The sequence below is a fragment of the Streptomyces sp. B1I3 genome (genome assembly GCF_030816615.1).
Taxonomy (GTDB): Bacteria; Actinomycetota; Actinomycetes; order Streptomycetales; family Streptomycetaceae; genus Streptomyces.
The window spans coordinates 6,813,716-6,829,938 of record NZ_JAUSYD010000001.1; the positions used below are offsets into that span (position 1 = coordinate 6,813,716).

Below are 16,223 nucleotides of genomic sequence, written 5' to 3' on the forward strand. Positions count from 1 at the left end.
CGGCGGACCCCGTAAGGGGAGGGTCGGCGGGGCCCTGGGGTCTTCTCGTCTCAGCTTCGAACACCAAGGAACGAGCCATGCCCAAGACGGCATACGTGCGCACCAAGCCGCACCTGAACATCGGCACCATGGGCCACGTCGACCACGGCAAGACCACCCTGACCGCGGCCATCACCAAGGTCCTCAGCGACCGGGGCAGCGGTACCTTCGTGCCGTTCGACCGGATCGACCGGGCGCCCGAGGAGGCGCAGCGCGGCATCACCATCAACATCTCGCACGTCGAGTACGAGACGGACACCCGGCACTACGCGCACGTCGACATGCCCGGACACGCCGACTACATCAAGAACATGGTCACCGGAGCGGCGCAGCTCGACGGCGCGATCCTGGTCGTCTCCGCGCTCGACGGCATCATGCCGCAGACCGCGGAGCACGTCCTGCTGGCCCGTCAGGTCGGTGTCGACCACATCGTCGTCGCCCTCAACAAGGCCGACGCCGCCGGCGACGGCGAGGACTCGGTGCTGACCGACCTGGTCGAGCTCGAGGTCCGCGAGCTGCTCTCCGCACACGGATACGGAGGGGAGACGCTGCCCGTCGTCCGGGTGTCCGGCCTCAAGGCCCTGGAGGGCGACCCGCAGTGGACGGCCTCCATCGAGAGCCTGCTGGACGCCGTCGACACGTACGTACCGATGCCGGTGCGCTACACCGACGCGCCGTTCCTGCTCTCGGTGGAGAACGTCCTGACCATCACGGGCCGCGGCACGGTCGTCACCGGCGCCGTCGAGCGCGGCACGGTGCGCGTGGGGGACCGGGTGTCGGTGCTCGGCGCGGACGTCGAGACGGTCGTCACCGGCCTGGAGACCTTCGGGAAGCCGATGGAGTCCGCGGAGGCGGGGGACAACGTCGCGCTGCTGCTGCGCGGGGTCGAGCGCGACCGGGTCCGCCGCGGCCACGTGGTGGCGGCGCCCGGCAGCGTCACACCCAGGCGGCGCTTCACCGCTCAGGTGTACGTCCTGTCGGCGCGCGAGGGCGGCCGCAGTACCCCGGTCACCACGGGATACCGGCCGCAGTTCTACATCCGCACGGCGGACGTCGTCGGAGACGTCGACCTGGGGGAGGCGGCGGTGGCACGGCCCGGTGACACCGTCACCATGACGATCGAGCTCGGCCGCGACGTCCCGCTGGAGCCGGGACTGGGCTTCGCGATCCGTGAGGGCGGCAGGACGGTCGGCGCCGGCACGGTGACCGGCCTCCTCGACGGCTGAGGCCGGCACGGTGGGCCCGCCCCTCTCTTCGCCGAGGGGCGGGCCCACCCGGTCCGGGCCGCCCGGGGGACAGGGAACAATGGGGGCGTGAACGAGCCCATACCCGTCCTCCGCGCCACCGACTTCGGGACCGCCCGCCTGATGCCCGACGTGGACCGCGAACGGGCCTGGCTGCTCACGGTCGACGGGGCCCCGCAGTCGTACGTCGACCTCGACGAGCCGGAGTACCTGGAGTTCGAGTACGTACGGCGGCTCGCCCACGTCGTGGACGGGGCGGCGGACCCGGGCGCGCCCGTGGACGCCGTACACCTCGGCGGCGGGGCGCTCACCCTGCCCCGTTACGTCGCGGCGACCCGCCCTGGTTCACGGCAGGAGGTCGCCGAGGCGGACCGGGGACTCGTCCGCCTGGTCGGCGAGCACCTGCCGCTGCCCGAAGGGTCCGGGATCACCGTGCACGGCGCCGACGCCCGGGCCTGGCTCGAGCACGCGCCCGCCGGTTCCGCGGACCTCCTGATCGCGGACGTCTTCGGCGGAGCACGGGTACCGGCTCACCTGACGTCCGTCGAGTACGCGCGCGCCGCCGGGCGGGTCCTGCGGGCCGGAGGGACGTATGCGGCGAACCTGGCCGACGGTGCTCCCTTCGGCTTCCTGCGCTCGCAGCTGGCCAACTTCGCGTCGGTCTTCGGCGAACTCGCGCTGATCGCCGAACCGGCGGTCCTGCGCGGCCGAAGGTTCGGCAACACCGTGCTCGTCGCCTCGCGCGAGCCCTTGGACATCGCCACGCTGACCAGGCTCTGCGCCGCCGACGCGTTCCCCGCGAGGGTGGAGTGCGGTGCGGCGCTCGCCCGGCTCATGGGCGGCGCGCAGCCCGTACGGGACACCGAGGCGGTCGGCTCACCCGAGCCCCCCGACGGTGCCTTCGGCATCGGCTGAGACCTTGGCCGCCTGACCGGGCACCGCGCCGCCGCCACCCTGCACGCCGGCGGTGCGGCGCGTCAGGTTCCGTACGTCCGGGACGAGCAGCACCCCCGCCGTCACGAGCACGATCAGTGCGGCGCAGCCCCACAGTGCCTGGCTGCGGCCGGCCAGCGTCTCCACCGGACCGGCCGCCGCCGTGGCCAGCGGCACCATCGCCACCGAGCCGAACCAGTCGTACGCCGAGACCCGGGACAGCTTCTCCTCGGGGATCTCCTGATGCAGGGCCGTCATCCAGGAGACGCCGAACACCTCGATGGCGATGCCGGTCACGAACATCACGCCGCAGAGCGCGCCCACCGGCAGCGGGACCGCCAGCCCCGCCGACGGCAGGGCCAGCGGGAACACGCAGAGCGTCCCGGCCAGCAGCAGCCGGCGTGGCTTCCAGCGCGTCATCAGCAACGCCCCGCCCAGGGTGCCGACCCCGAACGCGGCGAGCGCGAACCCCCACGGGCGCGCCCCGCCCAACTCGTCGCGGGCCACCAGCGGCCCGTACACCGCCTCGGCGGCCCCGACGACGGCCACGACCACGGAGAACTGCAGGACGATGGCCCAGAGCCAGGGGCGGCTCGCGACCTCCCGCCAGCCGTCGCGCATGTCGGCGAGCAGCCCGCCGCCCGGCGCGCGGCCGGGGATGTGGCTGACGTCGAGGAAGGCGCGCAGCGTACCGGCGACGGCGAACGCCGCCGCGTCGACCGCCAGCACCCAGCCCGGGTCCATCGCCGCGATCATGGCGCCGCCGAGTGCCGCGCCGCCGATCGCGGCACCGTGCATGGACATCCGGAAGAAGGCGAAGGCGCGGGCGGCGTGCTCGCCGGTGACGCTGGACAGCAGCATGCCCTCGGCCGCCGGATTGAAGAAGGCCTGGCCGGTGCCGCACAGGGCGGTCAGCAGCATCATCTGCCACAGCCGTGCGTCGCCGGTCAGGACCAGCCAGGCGAACACCGCCTGGGAGGCGCAGTTGAGGGCATTCGCCGCAACCATCACCCGATGACGCGGCAGCCGGTCCGCGATCGCACCGCCGATCAGCAGGAAGAGCACGAGCGGAGCGGTGCGGGCGGCGGCGACCAGCCCCACGTCGCCCGCGTCGCCGCCCGACTCCAGAACCGCGAAGGCCGCCGCGATCAACGCGCCGTGGGTACCCAGGCTCGTGATGATCGCGGCGGCGGTCAGCAGACCGTAGTTGCGGCCCGCCCGCGGGGTGCGGGAAGCGGCGGGCGGGGCGAAGTCGGCGGAAGTCACCAGGGGACTATCCCCGCCCGCACCCCGGTCCGCCAAATGGCACGGACCGGCCCAGGACCGTCAGGGGGTCAGGAGGTGCTCTTCGCGAGGCGTACCGTGCTGAGGATCTTCTGGATCGTGGCGTCCGGGAGCTCGTCGTCCACACCGGCGTTGGCGTAGAGGACCCAGGTCGAGTACTCGCCCTTGGCGTTCTTGAAGCTGAACGCGGTCGACTTGCCGTCCGTGTCGCACTTGTTCTTCTTGGCCAGACCCGTGGCGGTGGCCGTCACGACACTGCCGGTCAGCCCCGACTCGGTCGTGTACGGCGCGGCCTTGCCGATCTTGACCTTCTCCTTGGGGTCCTCCTGGGCGTAGGCGGCCCACACCCAGTTGGCAGCCTCGTTGGTGGCGGCCTCGTCGGTACTCTTGGCGCCCTGGGCGCCCTTGGTGCCGACGCCCGCGAGGCCGGTGTCCTCCTTGGAGCCGTCCTTGTCGACGTCGTCGACGCACCACTTGCTCTTGTAGTAGGCCGGTGCGGAGAAGCCGGCGGCCGGCGGCCCGGTCGGGTCCTTCACGTCCTCGAAACCGGAGAACACACCGGTTCCGGCGACCTCCCAGTCACCGGGCACGTCGAACTGGGTGCCCCACTTCGGGTTGGTCACCACCTTCCAGCCGGGGACCGAGGGCGCGGCGTCCTCCCCGCCACGCGGGTTCGCCGCGGGGGAGGAAGGGGTGTCGGAGGCCTTCGCCGACGGCGAGGTCTTCTTGCCGTCCGCGACCTTCGAGCCGCCCTTGTCGTCGTCCTTCTTGTTCATGACGACGACTCCGGTGACGACGGCCGCCACCACGACCGCGGTGGCGGCGACGATCGCGACGATCGTCGTCTTCTTCCTGTCGTCCGGCTGCGGCCCGCCGGGCTGACCCGGCACGGCGTACTGCGGCACGGTGGGCTGCTGGTACGGGTTCGGCTGCGGATACCCCTGCTGATAACCCGGCTGCTGCTGTCCCGGCTGCTGGTATCCCGGCTGCTGATAGGGATTCGGCTGCTGGTACCCCGGCTGCTGGTACGGATTCTGGTCCTGCGGGTTCTGCTCGCCCCCGGGCGGCTGCTGTCCTGGCCACATGGCCAGTAACCATAGAGGGACCGGGCACCCACTGCCACGGCCGCCCCTGTGAGGGGATGGTCAAGGCCTGCTACTGACTAGTAACATCCCGGCCCATGAGCACTGAAGAGATGACGGTCGGCGAGATGCTGTCCGCGAGCGTTCCGATGGTCCGCACCCTCAACCTCGAATACCTGGAGACCACCGCCGAGCGCGCTGTCCTCTCGTTCCCGGACCAGGCCGAATACCACAACCACCTCGGCGGACCGCACGCCGGAGCGATGTTCACGCTGGCCGAGTCCGCGAGCGGCGCCGTCGTCGTCGCCGCCTTCGGTGACCAGATGGCGCGTGCCGTGCCGCTGCCGGTGACCACCGAGATGGCCTTCAAGAAGGTGGCCATGGGCGCGCTCACCGCCACCGCCACCCTGGGCCGCCCGGCCGCCGAGGTCATCGCCGAACTCGACGAGGGCAAGCGCCCCGAATTCCCCGTGCGGGTGGAGATCCGGCGGGCCGACGGGGCCGTGACGAGCGAGATGAGCGTGGTCTGGACGCTGCGCCCCAACCGCTGACCCCCGGCCGGGCGGCGCGCTCCCACCGCCGGCCCAGCCGGCCGGTCGGTGCACCACCACCGCCGAACCCGTCGGCCGGGTAGGCTGCCCGCCGTGCACCACCGTGGTGCGCGGCGGCAGATTCTTCACGGGAGGAACCGGCGTTGCACGTCCAGGAGTGGCTCGAGACCGTCCCCGCGGTCAGCATCTACCTGCTGGTGGGGGTCGTCATCGGGCTGGAGAGCCTGGGCATTCCGCTGCCCGGCGAGATCATCCTCGTGAGTTCGGCGCTGCTCGCCTCCCAGCACGGCGACATCGATCCCGTGGTGCTCGGCGCCTGCGCGTCGGCCGGAGCGATCATCGGTGACTCGATCGGCTACGCCATCGGCCGCAAGGGCGGGCGGCCCCTGCTCGCCTGGCTCGGCGGCAGGTTCCCCAAGCATTTCGGGGAAGCGCAGATCGCCATGGCCGAGCGGTCCTTCGAGAAGTGGGGCATGTGGGCGGTCTTCTTCGGCCGCTTCGTCGCGCTGCTGCGGATCTTCGCCGGGCCGCTGGCGGGTGTCCTGCGCATGCCCTACTGGAAGTTCCTCATCGCCAACGTGCTCGGCGGCATCGTCTGGGCGGGCGGCACCACGGCCGTCGTCTACTCGGTGGGAGTGGTCGCCGAGGCGTGGCTCAAGCGCTTCTCCTGGCTCGGCCTGGTCGTCGCCGTCCTGATCGGCCTGACCTCGATGCTGGTGCTGAAGAACCGTGCCAAGAAGGCCGCGGAGCAATCGGCCGGCCGGCCGGTGGCGACGCCCGAGTCCGACTCCGTGCCCGCCGCCGACTGACCCGGCATGGCCGGCCGTGGGTTCGCCCGGCGCCGCGGGACCGGGCCCGCGACGAGCATGTGCGCGAGGTCAGCCCTCGTGTGCCTGCCGGTGCGCTTTCGCCAGCTCCACATAGCCGGCCGCGTTGAAGGCGATGCCCTCGCGCTCCTCGGCGGTCAGCTGCCGCTTGACCTTGGCGGGTACACCGGCGACGAGCGAGCCCGGGGGCACCCGCATCCCCTGCGGTACGAGGGCCTGTGCGGCGACCAGTGAACCCGCACCGATGTGGGCCCCGTTCAGCACCGTGGCGCCCATGCCGACCAGTACGTCGTCCTCGATGACACAGCCGTGCAGGACGGCGTTGTGGCCGACGGAGACCCGGGCGCCCACGGTCAGCGGGAACCCGGGGTCGGTGTGCACGCTGCAGTTGTCCTGGATGTTGCTGTCCGGGCCGAGCGAGATCGGGCCGCAGTCGGCGCGCAGTACCGCCTGGTACCAGACGCTGGAGCCGGGGGCCAGCGAGACCTCGCCGACGAGAACGGACGTCGGCGCCACGAAGGCGTCCGGGTCGATGTGCGGCTCCTTGCCGCCGATGCCGGTGACCAACGCCTTTTCTGCCATCGCCTGCTCCTCCGCCGCGGGTGTGGTGCGGTCGCGCTCGCGCGCCGGTCGCGCCAGAGGAACCGTAATGGACGGTCCCACCGCCCTTGCGGGGTGGGGTGAACATCACAGGTGGTGGGCGGACCGGCGCCGCCCCGGCCGACTACCGTGAGCGCGTGGCGAAGAACCGTGAGCGGGTGCCGAAGAACGGAGACACGGTCTCCTCCCTGGCGCGCTGGCGTCGTCGTGTCCTGGCCGGTGCGGTCCACCGGGGCTGGGCCTGGCTGCAGGAGACCGGAGCGGTCACCGCGCAGCGTCCGGGGAAACTGCGGTTCGGCCGCATCGGACCGGGCACGCGGCTCGCCTTCCCGCAGGGCACCGTGTTCGGCGAGCGGTGGATCGAGCTCGGTGACCACTGCATCATCGCCGAACAGGTGACGCTCACCGCCGGGCTGATGCCCGATCTGGACCTGGGCCCGCAGACCGTGCTGACGCTCGGCAACGGCGTGGTGCTGGGCCGCGGCAGCCACGTCGTCGCCGACACCACCGTGTCGATCGGATCGGACACGTACTGCGGCCCGTACGTCTACATCACGTCGACCAACCACAGTTACGACAATCCCGACGAGCCGGTCGGCAGGCAGTGGCCGCGCATGGAGCCGGTCGTCATCGGCCCGGGCTGCTGGATCGGCACGGGCGCGGTCATCCTCCCGGGTGCCAGGCTCGGCCGCAACGTCGTGGTCGCGGCGGGCGCCGTCGTACGCGGGGAGGTCCCGGACCACGCGGTGGTCGCCGGGGCACCCGCCCGCGTCGTCAGGCGCTGGGACCCCGACAACGGCTGGCAGCCGCCGTTGCGGACGCCCGCGCCGGTACCGATCCCCGAGGGGGTCACGTCCGAGCAACTGCAGGCCGTGGCGGATCTGCTGGAGGACACGGGACCGGGTGCCCGGCCCGCGGACGCCGACGGGGTGCCGGTGCGCCGGGGGAACGGCTAGGTGTGTTGTCCCGGGAGGTTGGTTACGCGGCTGGCGGGGGTGCGGACACGGCATCGGCCTCCTCCCGCGGACCGCGCGGGGCCGGCCCGCGGGCGAAGGCCCCGACCCGTCGCTAACCCGTCGCCAGGAGAACCGTCCCGAGCAGGGCGAGGCCGGCTCCGGCCGCCTGGACGCCCCGCAGCCGCTCGCCCAGCAGGCCGCGTGCCGCCAGTGCCGTGACCACCGGGTACAGCGAGGCCAGCACGGCGGCCACGGTGACCGGGCCGTGCTGGGCGGCGACGGAGTACGTGCCGTTGGCCGCGACATCGGCGAGGCCGACGAAGGCGAGGGCGGGCAGCGCGCCCACGACGACCGCCCGGCCGCCCTCCTCGGGGAGGGCGCGGCCTCCACGGCGCACCGAGACGTACAAGGCCGTGCCTCCGACGGCGATGTTCGTGACGCGCTGGACGAAGAGCGCCAGGAACAGGCCGGTCACGGTGGTGGACGCCTCCGCGATCAGTGCCATCACCGCGCCGAAACCGAACGCGGCGACGAGTGTCAGCACGACCGCGCGACGCTGCACCGGGGCTCCTCGGAGCTGCGGTCCGCCGGCCAGGACGACCCCCGCCACGGCCACGCCCACCCCGGCGAGCTGCAGCGGTCCCGGGTGTTCGCCCATGGTCAGACCGGCCGCGACGGGGACGGCCACCCCGAGCGATCCGAGTGGGGAGACCACGCCCATCGGGCCCAGGGCCAGCGCCTTGTAGAAGCTCAGCATCGCGACCGGGCCCACCGCGCCGGCCGCGACCGCGAACCAGAGCCTGCCCCCGGCCTCGCTCCAGCCGCCCGTCGCCACGACGACGCAGCCGAGGACCACGGCGGCGATGCACTGGGACACCACCACCACGGTCAGTGCGGGCGTACGCCGGGTGAGCAGCCCGCCGCCGAAATCGGCCAGGCCCCACAGAAGGCTCGTGGCCAGGGCGAACAGTGCTGTCATCACATGCCTCGCAGTACAGTGCGGTCGTCGGTTCGGTGCACCACACCGTAGTGCAGTATTTTCGACCCTGTCATCCAGAATATTGGACGGAATGTGTCTGACCTCGATCAGCTCACGCAGTCGCTCGCGCGGAATCTCAAGCGCTGGAGGGGCGAGCGCGGCTTCACTCTGGACGCCCTCGCCGCCCGCGCCGGAGTCAGCCGGGGGATGATCATCCAGATCGAGCAGGCACGCACGAATCCGAGCGTCGGCACCACCGTGAAGCTCGCCGACGCGCTGGGCGTCAGCATCACCACGCTCCTCGACTACGAGCAGGGCTCGCAGGTGCGCCTCGTACCCGAGAGCCAGGCCGTGCGCATGTGGTCCACGGAGGCGGGCAGCTCCACCACGCTCCTGGTGGGCACGGAGGCCAGGGGGCCCATCGAGCTCTGGGCCTGGCACCTGATGCCCGGCGACAGCAGCGCCTCCGACCCGCATCCCGAGGGGACGGTCGAACTCCTGCACGTCACCGCGGGCGAACTGACCCTGGTCGTCGACGGCGAGGCGCACGCGGTGTCGGCCGGCACCTCGGCGACCTTCGAGGCGCATGTACCCCACAGCTACCGCAACGACGGTGCCGAGCCCGTCGAGCTGACCATGGCGGTCTCCATCCCGCCGGTACGCGGACAGGCCAAGTGACCACCCCGCGGGGACTGTTAGCGTGACCGGTATGCGCGCACCCCTGGGCACGTTCGACGACGCCTCCCCCGCGACCGACCGGCTCGACCTGCTCACCCCGCCCGTGGCGGAAGCGGTGGCGGCGGGCTGGGGCGGCGTCCCCGCCGAGCAGATCGTCTACATCGACACCGACCCGGCCATCGCCGACACCGCCGTCTTCGCCGAGCACTACGGCCGGGAACTGCTGGACGAGTCGGCCAACTGCGTGGTCGTGGCAGGGAAGCGGGGCGGGGAGGTCATGCTCGCCGCGTGCGTGGTCCTCTCCAGCTCGCGCGTCGACGTCAACGGCGTGGTGCGCAAACACCTCGGAGCACGTAAGGCGTCCTTCGCGTCGATGGACCTGGCGGTGGGGGAGACGGGCATGGAGTACGGGGGAATCACCCCGGTCGGCCTCCCCGCGGCCTGGCCCCTCCTGCTCGACCCCGCCGTGGTCGACCGGGAGTGGGTGCTGATCGGCAGCGGCCGCCGCCGCGGCAAGCTGATCGTCCCCGGCAAGGCGCTGGCCGCACTGCCGGCAGCGGTGCTGGTCGAGGGCCTGGGCGTCTGAGCCACTCACCGCGCCCGGACGCGGTGCTCCACCAGCCAGCCGGTGGCGAAGTCCACGGCCGCGCGGAGGGGGAAGAGGCGGCATGGTGCCGCCCCCACCCGGCCCCTCCGCACGGCCCCGGTCACATCCGCCCGCTCGAAGTCGCCGCCCAGGGCCGCGAAGTCGCTGTCGTCCAGCTCGACGTCCTCGTACTCCCACCATCGGCGTCCGCCGTCCGGTGCGATCACGCAGCGGTAGAGACGGCGGGGCGCCGCCGGAAGGCGGTACTCGGCGAGGTGGAAGGCGCTGCAGGTGGCGAAGCCCGTCCCCAGCAGCAGGACCTGGGCGTCGGCCTCGTACAGGCGGGCGAGGGGGGAGTCCTCGCCGAGGTGACAGTCCGGGCGGTGCCGTGCGAGCAGCGTCGCCGCCGCCGGTCCCACCGCGGCGAACGACGTCTGCGGATGCCCGCTGCGGACCGCTTCCGGGGCCAGCCTGACCGTCTCGGCGAGCCGCCCCATGGAGGGCGACGCGGGAGTGGTGGCCCGGTCGAAGGGCGGCATCGCTGCCCGCAGGGCCGCGCGCGCCTCTGCGCCCAGCCCTCGGACGCGGCTCAGGTAGAAGGGTGACGTGTCCGAATTCTCCGGCGTGAAGGAGGGGACGACCAGGGTTCCCTGCGGACCCAGCGACCGTCGCAGGGCGTGCGCCATCGCCTCGGCGTCCTCTCCCGCGGAACGCATGGAGGCATGCACCAGCAGGACGCCTCCCCGCTCCACGCCGAGCCCGTGAAGCTGAGCCGCTACCCGGTCACCGCCGTCGGGATGCTGTGTCACGGCACGCATTGTTCCCGCCGGAGGCCGGGCGTGGCACCACGCCTCCTCAGGCCCGGCGGCTCAGGCGGGGTATCTCGATCGCGGGGCAGCGGTCCATCACCATGTCCAGACCGGCCGAGCGGGTGCGCTCGTACGCCTTCTCGTCGATCACCCCGAGCTGGAACCAGACCGCTTTCGCGCCTGCGGCAACCGCCTCGTCGGCGACCGCGCCGGCCAGGGCGCTGTTGACGAAGACGTCCACCACGTCGACGGGGAAGGGGATGTCCGCCAGCGACGCGTATCCCTGCTCGCCGTGGACACTCTCGGCCCCGGGATGGACCGGAACCACCCTCTTGCCGAAACGCTGGAGGACCTCGGCCACCCCGTAGGCCGCCCGGGAACGGTTGGAGGACAGGCCGACCACCGCCCAGGTGTCGCCCGAGTCCTGAAGGATCCTGCGGACCGTCTCATCGTCTGCGTACATGCCCGGACAACGGACGGTCCCGCCCGGCCATTCCCCACGAACGGGTGAACGGCCCGGTGGATCGTCGACCCGGGAGAGTTAACGGCCTCGGCGAACGGGCGCATAGGGTGGGCTGATGCAGGAGCAGTACCGGACCGTCGCCCGCACGGGCGTGCACGAGACCGAGGTGAACCGGTCGCGCTTCCTCTGCGCGCTCGCCCCCGCCGCCACGGAGGAGGAAGCGCAGGAGTTCGTCGCCCGCGTGCGCAAGGAGCACCCCACCGCCACGCACAACTGCTTTGCGTACGTGATCGGCGCCGACGCCTCGGTGCAGAAGGCCAGTGACGACGGGGAGCCCGGCGGCACCGCGGGTGTCCCCATGCTCCAGATGCTCATGCGCCGCGAGGTGCGCTACGCCGCCGCCGTCGTCACCCGCTACTACGGCGGCGTGAAGCTCGGCGCCGGCGGGCTGATCCGGGCCTACGGGGGAGCGGTGGGAGAGGCGCTGGACGCGCTGGGCACGGTCACCCGGCGGCGGTACCGGCTCGCCACCGTCACCGTCGACCACCAGCGGGCGGGCAAGCTGGAGAACGACCTGCGCGCCACCGGCCGTGGCGTGCACGACGTCCGGTACGCGGAGGCGGTGACCATCGGCGTCGGGCTGCCGGACGCCGACGTCGAAGGCTTCACGGCCTGGCTGGCCGATGTCACGGCCGGATCCGCCACGCTCGAACTGGGCGGCGAAGCGTACGGCGACGTCCGACCCGGATGACAGGTCACGGACCACGCGGCATTAGCGTGGTCGGGCCCGCCGCGGGGAAACGCGCGCGGGCGGGGTCCGGGCCGGCGCGGCCCCGGGGGACGAGGAGACGGAACATGCGGGTCGGAGCGGTCGGAGTGATGGCATGAGGATCCTGCACACCTCGGACTGGCACCTGGGCCGGTCGTTCCACCGCGTCCCGATGCTCGACGCCCAGGCCACCCTGCTCGACCACCTCGTGCGGACCGTACAGGAGCGGGAGGTCGACGTGGTCGTCGTGGCGGGCGACGTCTACGACCGGGCGGTACCACCGCTCTCCGCCGTGCAGATCTTCGACGACGCGCTGCACCGGCTGGCCGCCGTCGGCGTGCCCACGATCATGATCTCCGGCAACCACGACTCGGCCCGCAGGCTCGGCGTGGGTGCGGGTCTGATCGCCCGGGCAGGCATCCACCTGCGCACCGACCCCCGCGAGTGCGCCGTCCCCGTCGTGCTGGCCGACGCGCACGGCGACGTGGCGTTCTACGGGCTGCCCTACCTGGAACCCGCCCTCGTGCGCGACACGCTCGGCGCCACGAAGGCGAGCCACGAAGCCGTCCTCACGGCCGCCATGGACCGGGTGCGCGCCGACCTGGCCACCCGCCCGGACACCACCCGGTCCGTCGTCCTCGCGCACGCGTTCGTCGCGGGTGGTGAACCCAGTGACAGCGAGCGCGACATCACCGTCGGCGGTGTCGCGGCCGTCCCGGCCGGTGTCTTCGGCGGCGTCGACTACGTCGCCCTCGGACACCTGCACGGCTGCCAGACCGTCACGGAGCGCGTCCGCTACTCGGGCTCGCCGCTCGCGTACTCCTTCTCCGAGCACGCCCACCGCAAGACGATGTGGCTGACGGACCTCGGCGCCGACGGGGAGATCACCGCCGAACGCGTCGACTGCCCGGTGCCGCGCCCGCTGGCCCGCCTCCGGGGGCGTCTGGACACGCTGCTCGGCGATCCGGCGCTCGAACGGCACGAGACGTCCTGGGTGGAGGCCACGCTCACCGACCCGGTACGCCCGGACGAGCCGATGGCCCGCCTCCTGGAGCGCTTCCCGCACACACTCAGCCTCGTCCTCGAACCGGAGCGGCCGCCCGAGGATCCGCTCGCCTCCTACGCGCAGCGGCTCGAAGGGCGCGACGACCAGCAGATCGCGGAGGACTTCGTGGCGCACGTACGGGGCGGCAACGGACCCACCGGGCCGGAGCGTGCGGTGCTGAGGACCGTTCTCGACGACGTACGGGTGAACGACGTCGTGAACGAGGTGCCGCGTTGAGACTCCACAAGCTCGGCCTCACCGCCTTCGGCCCCTTCGGCACCACTCAGGTGATCGACTTCGACGCGCTGTCGTCGGCAGGCATCTTCCTGCTGCACGGGCCGACGGGCGCGGGGAAGACCTCGATCCTGGACGCGGTCTGCTACGCGCTGTACGGAGCGGTGCCCGGCGCCCGGCAGAGCCCCGGCACCTCACTGCGCAGCGACCACGCGCCGGTGGACCTCCCGACCGAGGTCCGCCTGGAGCTGACCGTCGGCGGGCGCCGGCTGGAGGTCACCAGATCACCCGCCCAGCTCCGTCCCAAGCGCAGGGGTGGCGGTTTCACCACGGAGAAGGCGCAGAGCGGGCTGCGCGAATACGACCCCGACAGGGGATGGCAGGCACTCAGCCGCTCCCACCAGGAGATCGGTGAGGAGATCGGCGGGCTCATCGGAATGAGCCGGGACCAGTTCTGCCAGGTGGTACTGCTGCCCCAGGGCGACTTCGCCCGCTTCCTGCGCGCGGACGCGGAGGCGCGCGGCAAGCTGCTCGGCAGGCTCTTCGACACCCGCCGGTTCGCCGCCGTGGAGGAGCGACTGGCCGAGCTGCGACGCGCCGCCGAGGCCAAGGTCCGGTCAGGCGACGAACAGGTCCTCGCCCTCGCCCAGCGGATCGCCCAGGCGGCCGGGCCCGCGGCGGACGAAGCCGCACTGCCCGAGACCGGACCCGGCGAGCCCGGTCTCGCCGAAGGCGTACTGGAATGGGCCGCGATCGCACGCAGCGGGGCCCGTGAACGGCTCGACATCGCCCGGTCGGTCCTGTCCCGGGCGGAGAGCCGGAACGCCGCCGCCCGCGCCGCGCTCGAGTCGGAGCGCGAGCTCGCCCGGCTCCAGCAGCGGTACGAGGAGACGCGCCGCCGCTCCGCGGCACTCGAGGAACGCCGGCCGGAGCACGACCGCTGCCTCGAACAGCTGGCACGTGCGCGCAAGGCGGACCTGGTCGCCCCCGCGCTCGAACTGCGCGACGAGGCCGAGCGGGCCCATCGCGTCGCCGGCGCGGCCCGGGAGCGCACACGTGCCGAACTGCCCCACGCCCTGGCCGACGCGGGAGCCGAGCAGCTGGCCGGCACGGAGCGCCGGCTCAGGGCGGAGCTCGGCGCACTCGACGCCGCCCGCCGCGCCGAACGGCGCAGCGGTGAGATCGATGCCGAACTCGCGGGCCTCGAACGGCAGTCCCGCGCCGACGACGAACTGATCCAGGAGGCGGCGGACTGGCTGGCCGGGTGGGACACCACCCGTCGGGAACTGAGTGGGCGCGTCCAGACGGCCCAGGAGGCCGCTACCCGCACGGAACAGCTGGCGGGAAGGCTCGGCCCCGCGCGCCGGAGGCTGGAGGCGGCACGCCGGCGCGACGCCCTCGCCGTGCAGGAGGAGAGGGCCGGGGCCGGCCTGACAGCGGCTCGTGAGCGTGCCGTGACGGCACACGAGACCTGGCTGGGGCTGCGCGAGCAGCGGCTTCGGGGCATCGCGGCGGAGCTGGCCGCCCAGCTGGTCGACGGCGTGGCCTGCGCGGTGTGCGGGTCGGCCGACCATCCGGAGCCGGCCCGTGCGGGCGACGGCCATGTGGACCGGGCGACTGAGGAAGCCGCTCTCGAGGACCACCGGCGCGCCGACCGGGCCAGGGCGGAAGCCGAGCGCGAACTCGAGCGCCTCCGCGAACGCCTCGCCGCGGCGCGGACGGAGGCGGCGGGCGCCGGGGACGCCTCCGACGGGACCCGGTCCTCCGGCGGGGACCAGGCTTTTGACGGTGAGCGATCCTCCGCCGGGGCGGACGTGCCGCTCCCGGAAGGACCCGTCGGGCAGGCCTCCGGCCACCCGGGGGCCGACGCCCCGGTGGCCGCTCTCGAGACGGTCGTCGCCGCGCTGACGCGGGAGCACGCGGACGCGCATCGCCTGGCCTCCGGGATGCACGCGGCCAGGGAGGCGCTCGCCGCGGCCGAGCGTGAGTATCTCGGAAGGCTCGACGACCGGCAGCAGGCCGAGCGGCGTGCCGCTGCCCGCACCTCGCAACGGGAAGCTCTCGAACGCGAACGGTCCGCACTGGAAGCCGAACTGCTGCACACCCGCGGCTCCGCGGGCTCCGTCGCCGCGCACGCGGCCGTGCTCGAGCGGCAGGTCGCGCTGCTCGCCGGCGCGACGGAAGCGCTCCGGGCGGAACAGCGAGCCGCCGAGCGGCGCAAGGAAGCGGACGGGCGCCTCGCCGACGCCGCCTTCCGGGCCGGATTCGACACCCCGCAGGCCGCAGCGGCGAAACTCCTGAGCGACACCGCCCAGCGGGAACTGCAGCACCGGATCGACGCCTGGCAGGCGGAGGCCGCGGCCGTCGCCGACCGGCTCGCCGAGGAGGACGCGCGGTCCGCAGCCGGCCGCCCGGCCGCGAGCCCGGATGCCGCGCAGGCGGCGTACGACGTGTCGGCGCGGCTGCTGCGCGACAGTGCGGCCGCACTCGCCGCCGCGCAGGAGCGCTGTGCGCAGCTCGACCGGCTCTCGGCGCGCGCTGCTGACGAGGTGCGCGCACTGGGGCCGCTGCGCCTGGAGTACGGCCGGGTGGCCCGCCTCGCCGGGCTGGCCGCGGGCACCTCGGCCGACAACGAGCGCAGGATGCGGCTGGAGGCGTACGTACTCGCGGCCCGACTCGAACAGGTCGCCGCCGCGGCGACGGCGCGTCTTCGGCGGATGTCGTCGGGCCGCTACACCCTGGTCCACTCCGACGCGCGCAGCGGAGGCCGCAGGGCAGGCCTCGGCCTGCACGTCGTCGACGCGTGGACGGGCCGGGAGCGTGACACCGCCACCCTGTCCGGCGGAGAGACCTTCTTCGCCTCACTGGCCCTGGCGCTCGGCCTCGCCGACGTCGTGACCGACGAGGCCGGCGGCGTACGGCTGGACACGCTCTTCATCGACGAGGGCTTCGGCAGCCTGGACGACCAGACCCTGGACGAGGTGCTCGACGTCCTGGACTCGCTGCGGGAACGGGACCGCAGCGTCGGGATCGTCAGCCACGTGGCCGACCTGCGCCGCCGGATCCCGACGCAGCTCGAAGTGGTGAAGGAGAGGCACGGATCGACGGTCCGCCACCGGGCTGCCGGCACACCTAACGCCTGAT

The 16,223-nt window shown here is 73.1% G+C and carries 16 protein-coding genes; 10 read left to right on the top strand and 6 right to left on the bottom strand.

The window, feature by feature from the left end:
- Nucleotides 1-77: 77 nt before the first annotated feature.
- Together tuf and QFZ58_RS31000 are read left to right on the top strand one after the other, a co-directional pair.
- Nucleotides 78-1,265 carry an elongation factor Tu gene (gene tuf, locus QFZ58_RS30995; protein ID WP_307128174.1) on the top strand — a complete coding sequence of 396 codons (1,188 nt, stop codon included), beginning with the start codon at nt 78-80 and terminating at the stop codon, nt 1,263-1,265.
- An 87-nt stretch (nt 1,266-1,352) separates the two neighbouring features.
- Entirely contained in the window at nt 1,353-2,198 is an 846-nt protein-coding gene (locus tag QFZ58_RS31000; RefSeq protein ID WP_307128175.1) for a spermidine synthase, read from the top strand.
- Here the strand turns inward: QFZ58_RS31000 and QFZ58_RS31005 are convergent.
- The gene (locus QFZ58_RS31005) at nt 2,160-3,482 is read right to left on the bottom strand and encodes an MFS transporter (protein WP_307128176.1); all 1,323 of its coding nucleotides are present in this window, start codon (nt 3,480-3,482) and stop codon (nt 2,160-2,162) included. The genes QFZ58_RS31000 and QFZ58_RS31005 overlap by 39 nt on opposite strands.
- Before the next feature lie 68 nt (nt 3,483-3,550).
- On the bottom strand, nt 3,551-4,585 hold the full coding sequence (locus QFZ58_RS31010; RefSeq protein WP_307128177.1) for a hypothetical protein: 1,035 nt from the start codon (nt 4,583-4,585) through the stop codon (nt 3,551-3,553).
- Between the two features lie 110 nt (nt 4,586-4,695).
- Between QFZ58_RS31010 and QFZ58_RS31015 the strand changes: the two genes are divergently transcribed.
- Nucleotides 4,696-5,133, top strand: coding sequence for a DUF4442 domain-containing protein (locus QFZ58_RS31015; protein WP_307129054.1), 438 nt, complete (start codon nt 4,696-4,698; stop codon nt 5,131-5,133).
- Between the two features lie 143 nt (nt 5,134-5,276).
- The gene (locus QFZ58_RS31020; protein ID WP_307128178.1) at nt 5,277-5,942 is read left to right on the top strand and encodes a DedA family protein; all 666 of its coding nucleotides are present in this window, start codon (nt 5,277-5,279) and stop codon (nt 5,940-5,942) included.
- A 69-nt stretch (nt 5,943-6,011) separates the two neighbouring features.
- On the opposite strand, the gene QFZ58_RS31025 is transcribed toward QFZ58_RS31020, so the two are convergent.
- Nucleotides 6,012-6,542 (bottom strand): gamma carbonic anhydrase family protein, encoded by a 531-nt coding sequence (locus tag QFZ58_RS31025; protein WP_307128179.1) that lies wholly within the window; start codon nt 6,540-6,542, stop codon nt 6,012-6,014.
- 176 nt (nt 6,543-6,718) lie between these two features.
- On the opposite strand from QFZ58_RS31025, the gene QFZ58_RS31030 reads away from it, so the two are divergent.
- The gene (locus tag QFZ58_RS31030; RefSeq protein ID WP_307129055.1) at nt 6,719-7,516 is read left to right on the top strand and encodes an acyltransferase; all 798 of its coding nucleotides are present in this window, start codon (nt 6,719-6,721) and stop codon (nt 7,514-7,516) included.
- A gap of 112 nt (nt 7,517-7,628) precedes the next feature.
- Here the strand turns inward: QFZ58_RS31030 and QFZ58_RS31035 are convergent, their stop codons facing one another.
- A complete protein-coding gene (locus tag QFZ58_RS31035) occupies nt 7,629-8,495 on the bottom strand; it encodes an EamA family transporter (RefSeq protein ID WP_307128180.1) in 867 nt (288 codons plus the stop codon).
- A 93-nt stretch (nt 8,496-8,588) separates the two neighbouring features.
- Between QFZ58_RS31035 and QFZ58_RS31040 the strand changes: the two genes are divergently transcribed.
- Nucleotides 8,589-9,173 carry a helix-turn-helix domain-containing protein gene (locus tag QFZ58_RS31040; protein ID WP_307128181.1) on the top strand — a complete coding sequence of 195 codons (585 nt, stop codon included), beginning with the start codon at nt 8,589-8,591 and terminating at the stop codon, nt 9,171-9,173.
- Between the two features lie 31 nt (nt 9,174-9,204).
- Nucleotides 9,205-9,759 carry a YbaK/EbsC family protein gene (locus tag QFZ58_RS31045; RefSeq protein ID WP_307128182.1) on the top strand — a complete coding sequence of 185 codons (555 nt, stop codon included), beginning with the start codon at nt 9,205-9,207 and terminating at the stop codon, nt 9,757-9,759.
- 5 nt (nt 9,760-9,764) lie between these two features.
- Here QFZ58_RS31045 and QFZ58_RS31050 read toward each other — a convergent pair whose 3' ends face one another.
- Both QFZ58_RS31050 and QFZ58_RS31055 read right to left on the bottom strand, forming a co-directional pair.
- Nucleotides 9,765-10,577 carry an aminoglycoside N(3)-acetyltransferase gene (locus QFZ58_RS31050; RefSeq protein ID WP_307128183.1) on the bottom strand — a complete coding sequence of 271 codons (813 nt, stop codon included), beginning with the start codon at nt 10,575-10,577 and terminating at the stop codon, nt 9,765-9,767.
- Nucleotides 10,578-10,614: 37 nt separating this feature from the next.
- Complete coding sequence (locus tag QFZ58_RS31055; RefSeq protein WP_307128184.1) at nt 10,615-11,031, bottom strand: CoA-binding protein; 417 nt, start codon at nt 11,029-11,031, stop codon at nt 10,615-10,617.
- A gap of 115 nt (nt 11,032-11,146) precedes the next feature.
- Between QFZ58_RS31055 and QFZ58_RS31060 the strand changes: the two genes are divergently transcribed.
- The 3 genes from QFZ58_RS31060 to QFZ58_RS31070 all read left to right on the top strand — a co-directional run bounded on the left by QFZ58_RS31060 (nt 11,147) and on the right by QFZ58_RS31070 (nt 16,222).
- The gene (locus tag QFZ58_RS31060) at nt 11,147-11,782 is read left to right on the top strand and encodes a YigZ family protein (RefSeq protein ID WP_307128185.1); all 636 of its coding nucleotides are present in this window, start codon (nt 11,147-11,149) and stop codon (nt 11,780-11,782) included.
- Nucleotides 11,783-11,915: 133 nt separating this feature from the next.
- Nucleotides 11,916-13,082 (top strand): exonuclease SbcCD subunit D, encoded by a 1,167-nt coding sequence (locus tag QFZ58_RS31065; protein ID WP_307128186.1) that lies wholly within the window; start codon nt 11,916-11,918, stop codon nt 13,080-13,082.
- Entirely contained in the window at nt 13,079-16,222 is a 3,144-nt protein-coding gene (locus QFZ58_RS31070; protein WP_307128187.1) for an SMC family ATPase, read from the top strand. The genes QFZ58_RS31065 and QFZ58_RS31070 overlap by 4 nt, the downstream gene beginning before the upstream one ends.
- Nucleotide 16,223: the final 1 nt, after the last annotated feature.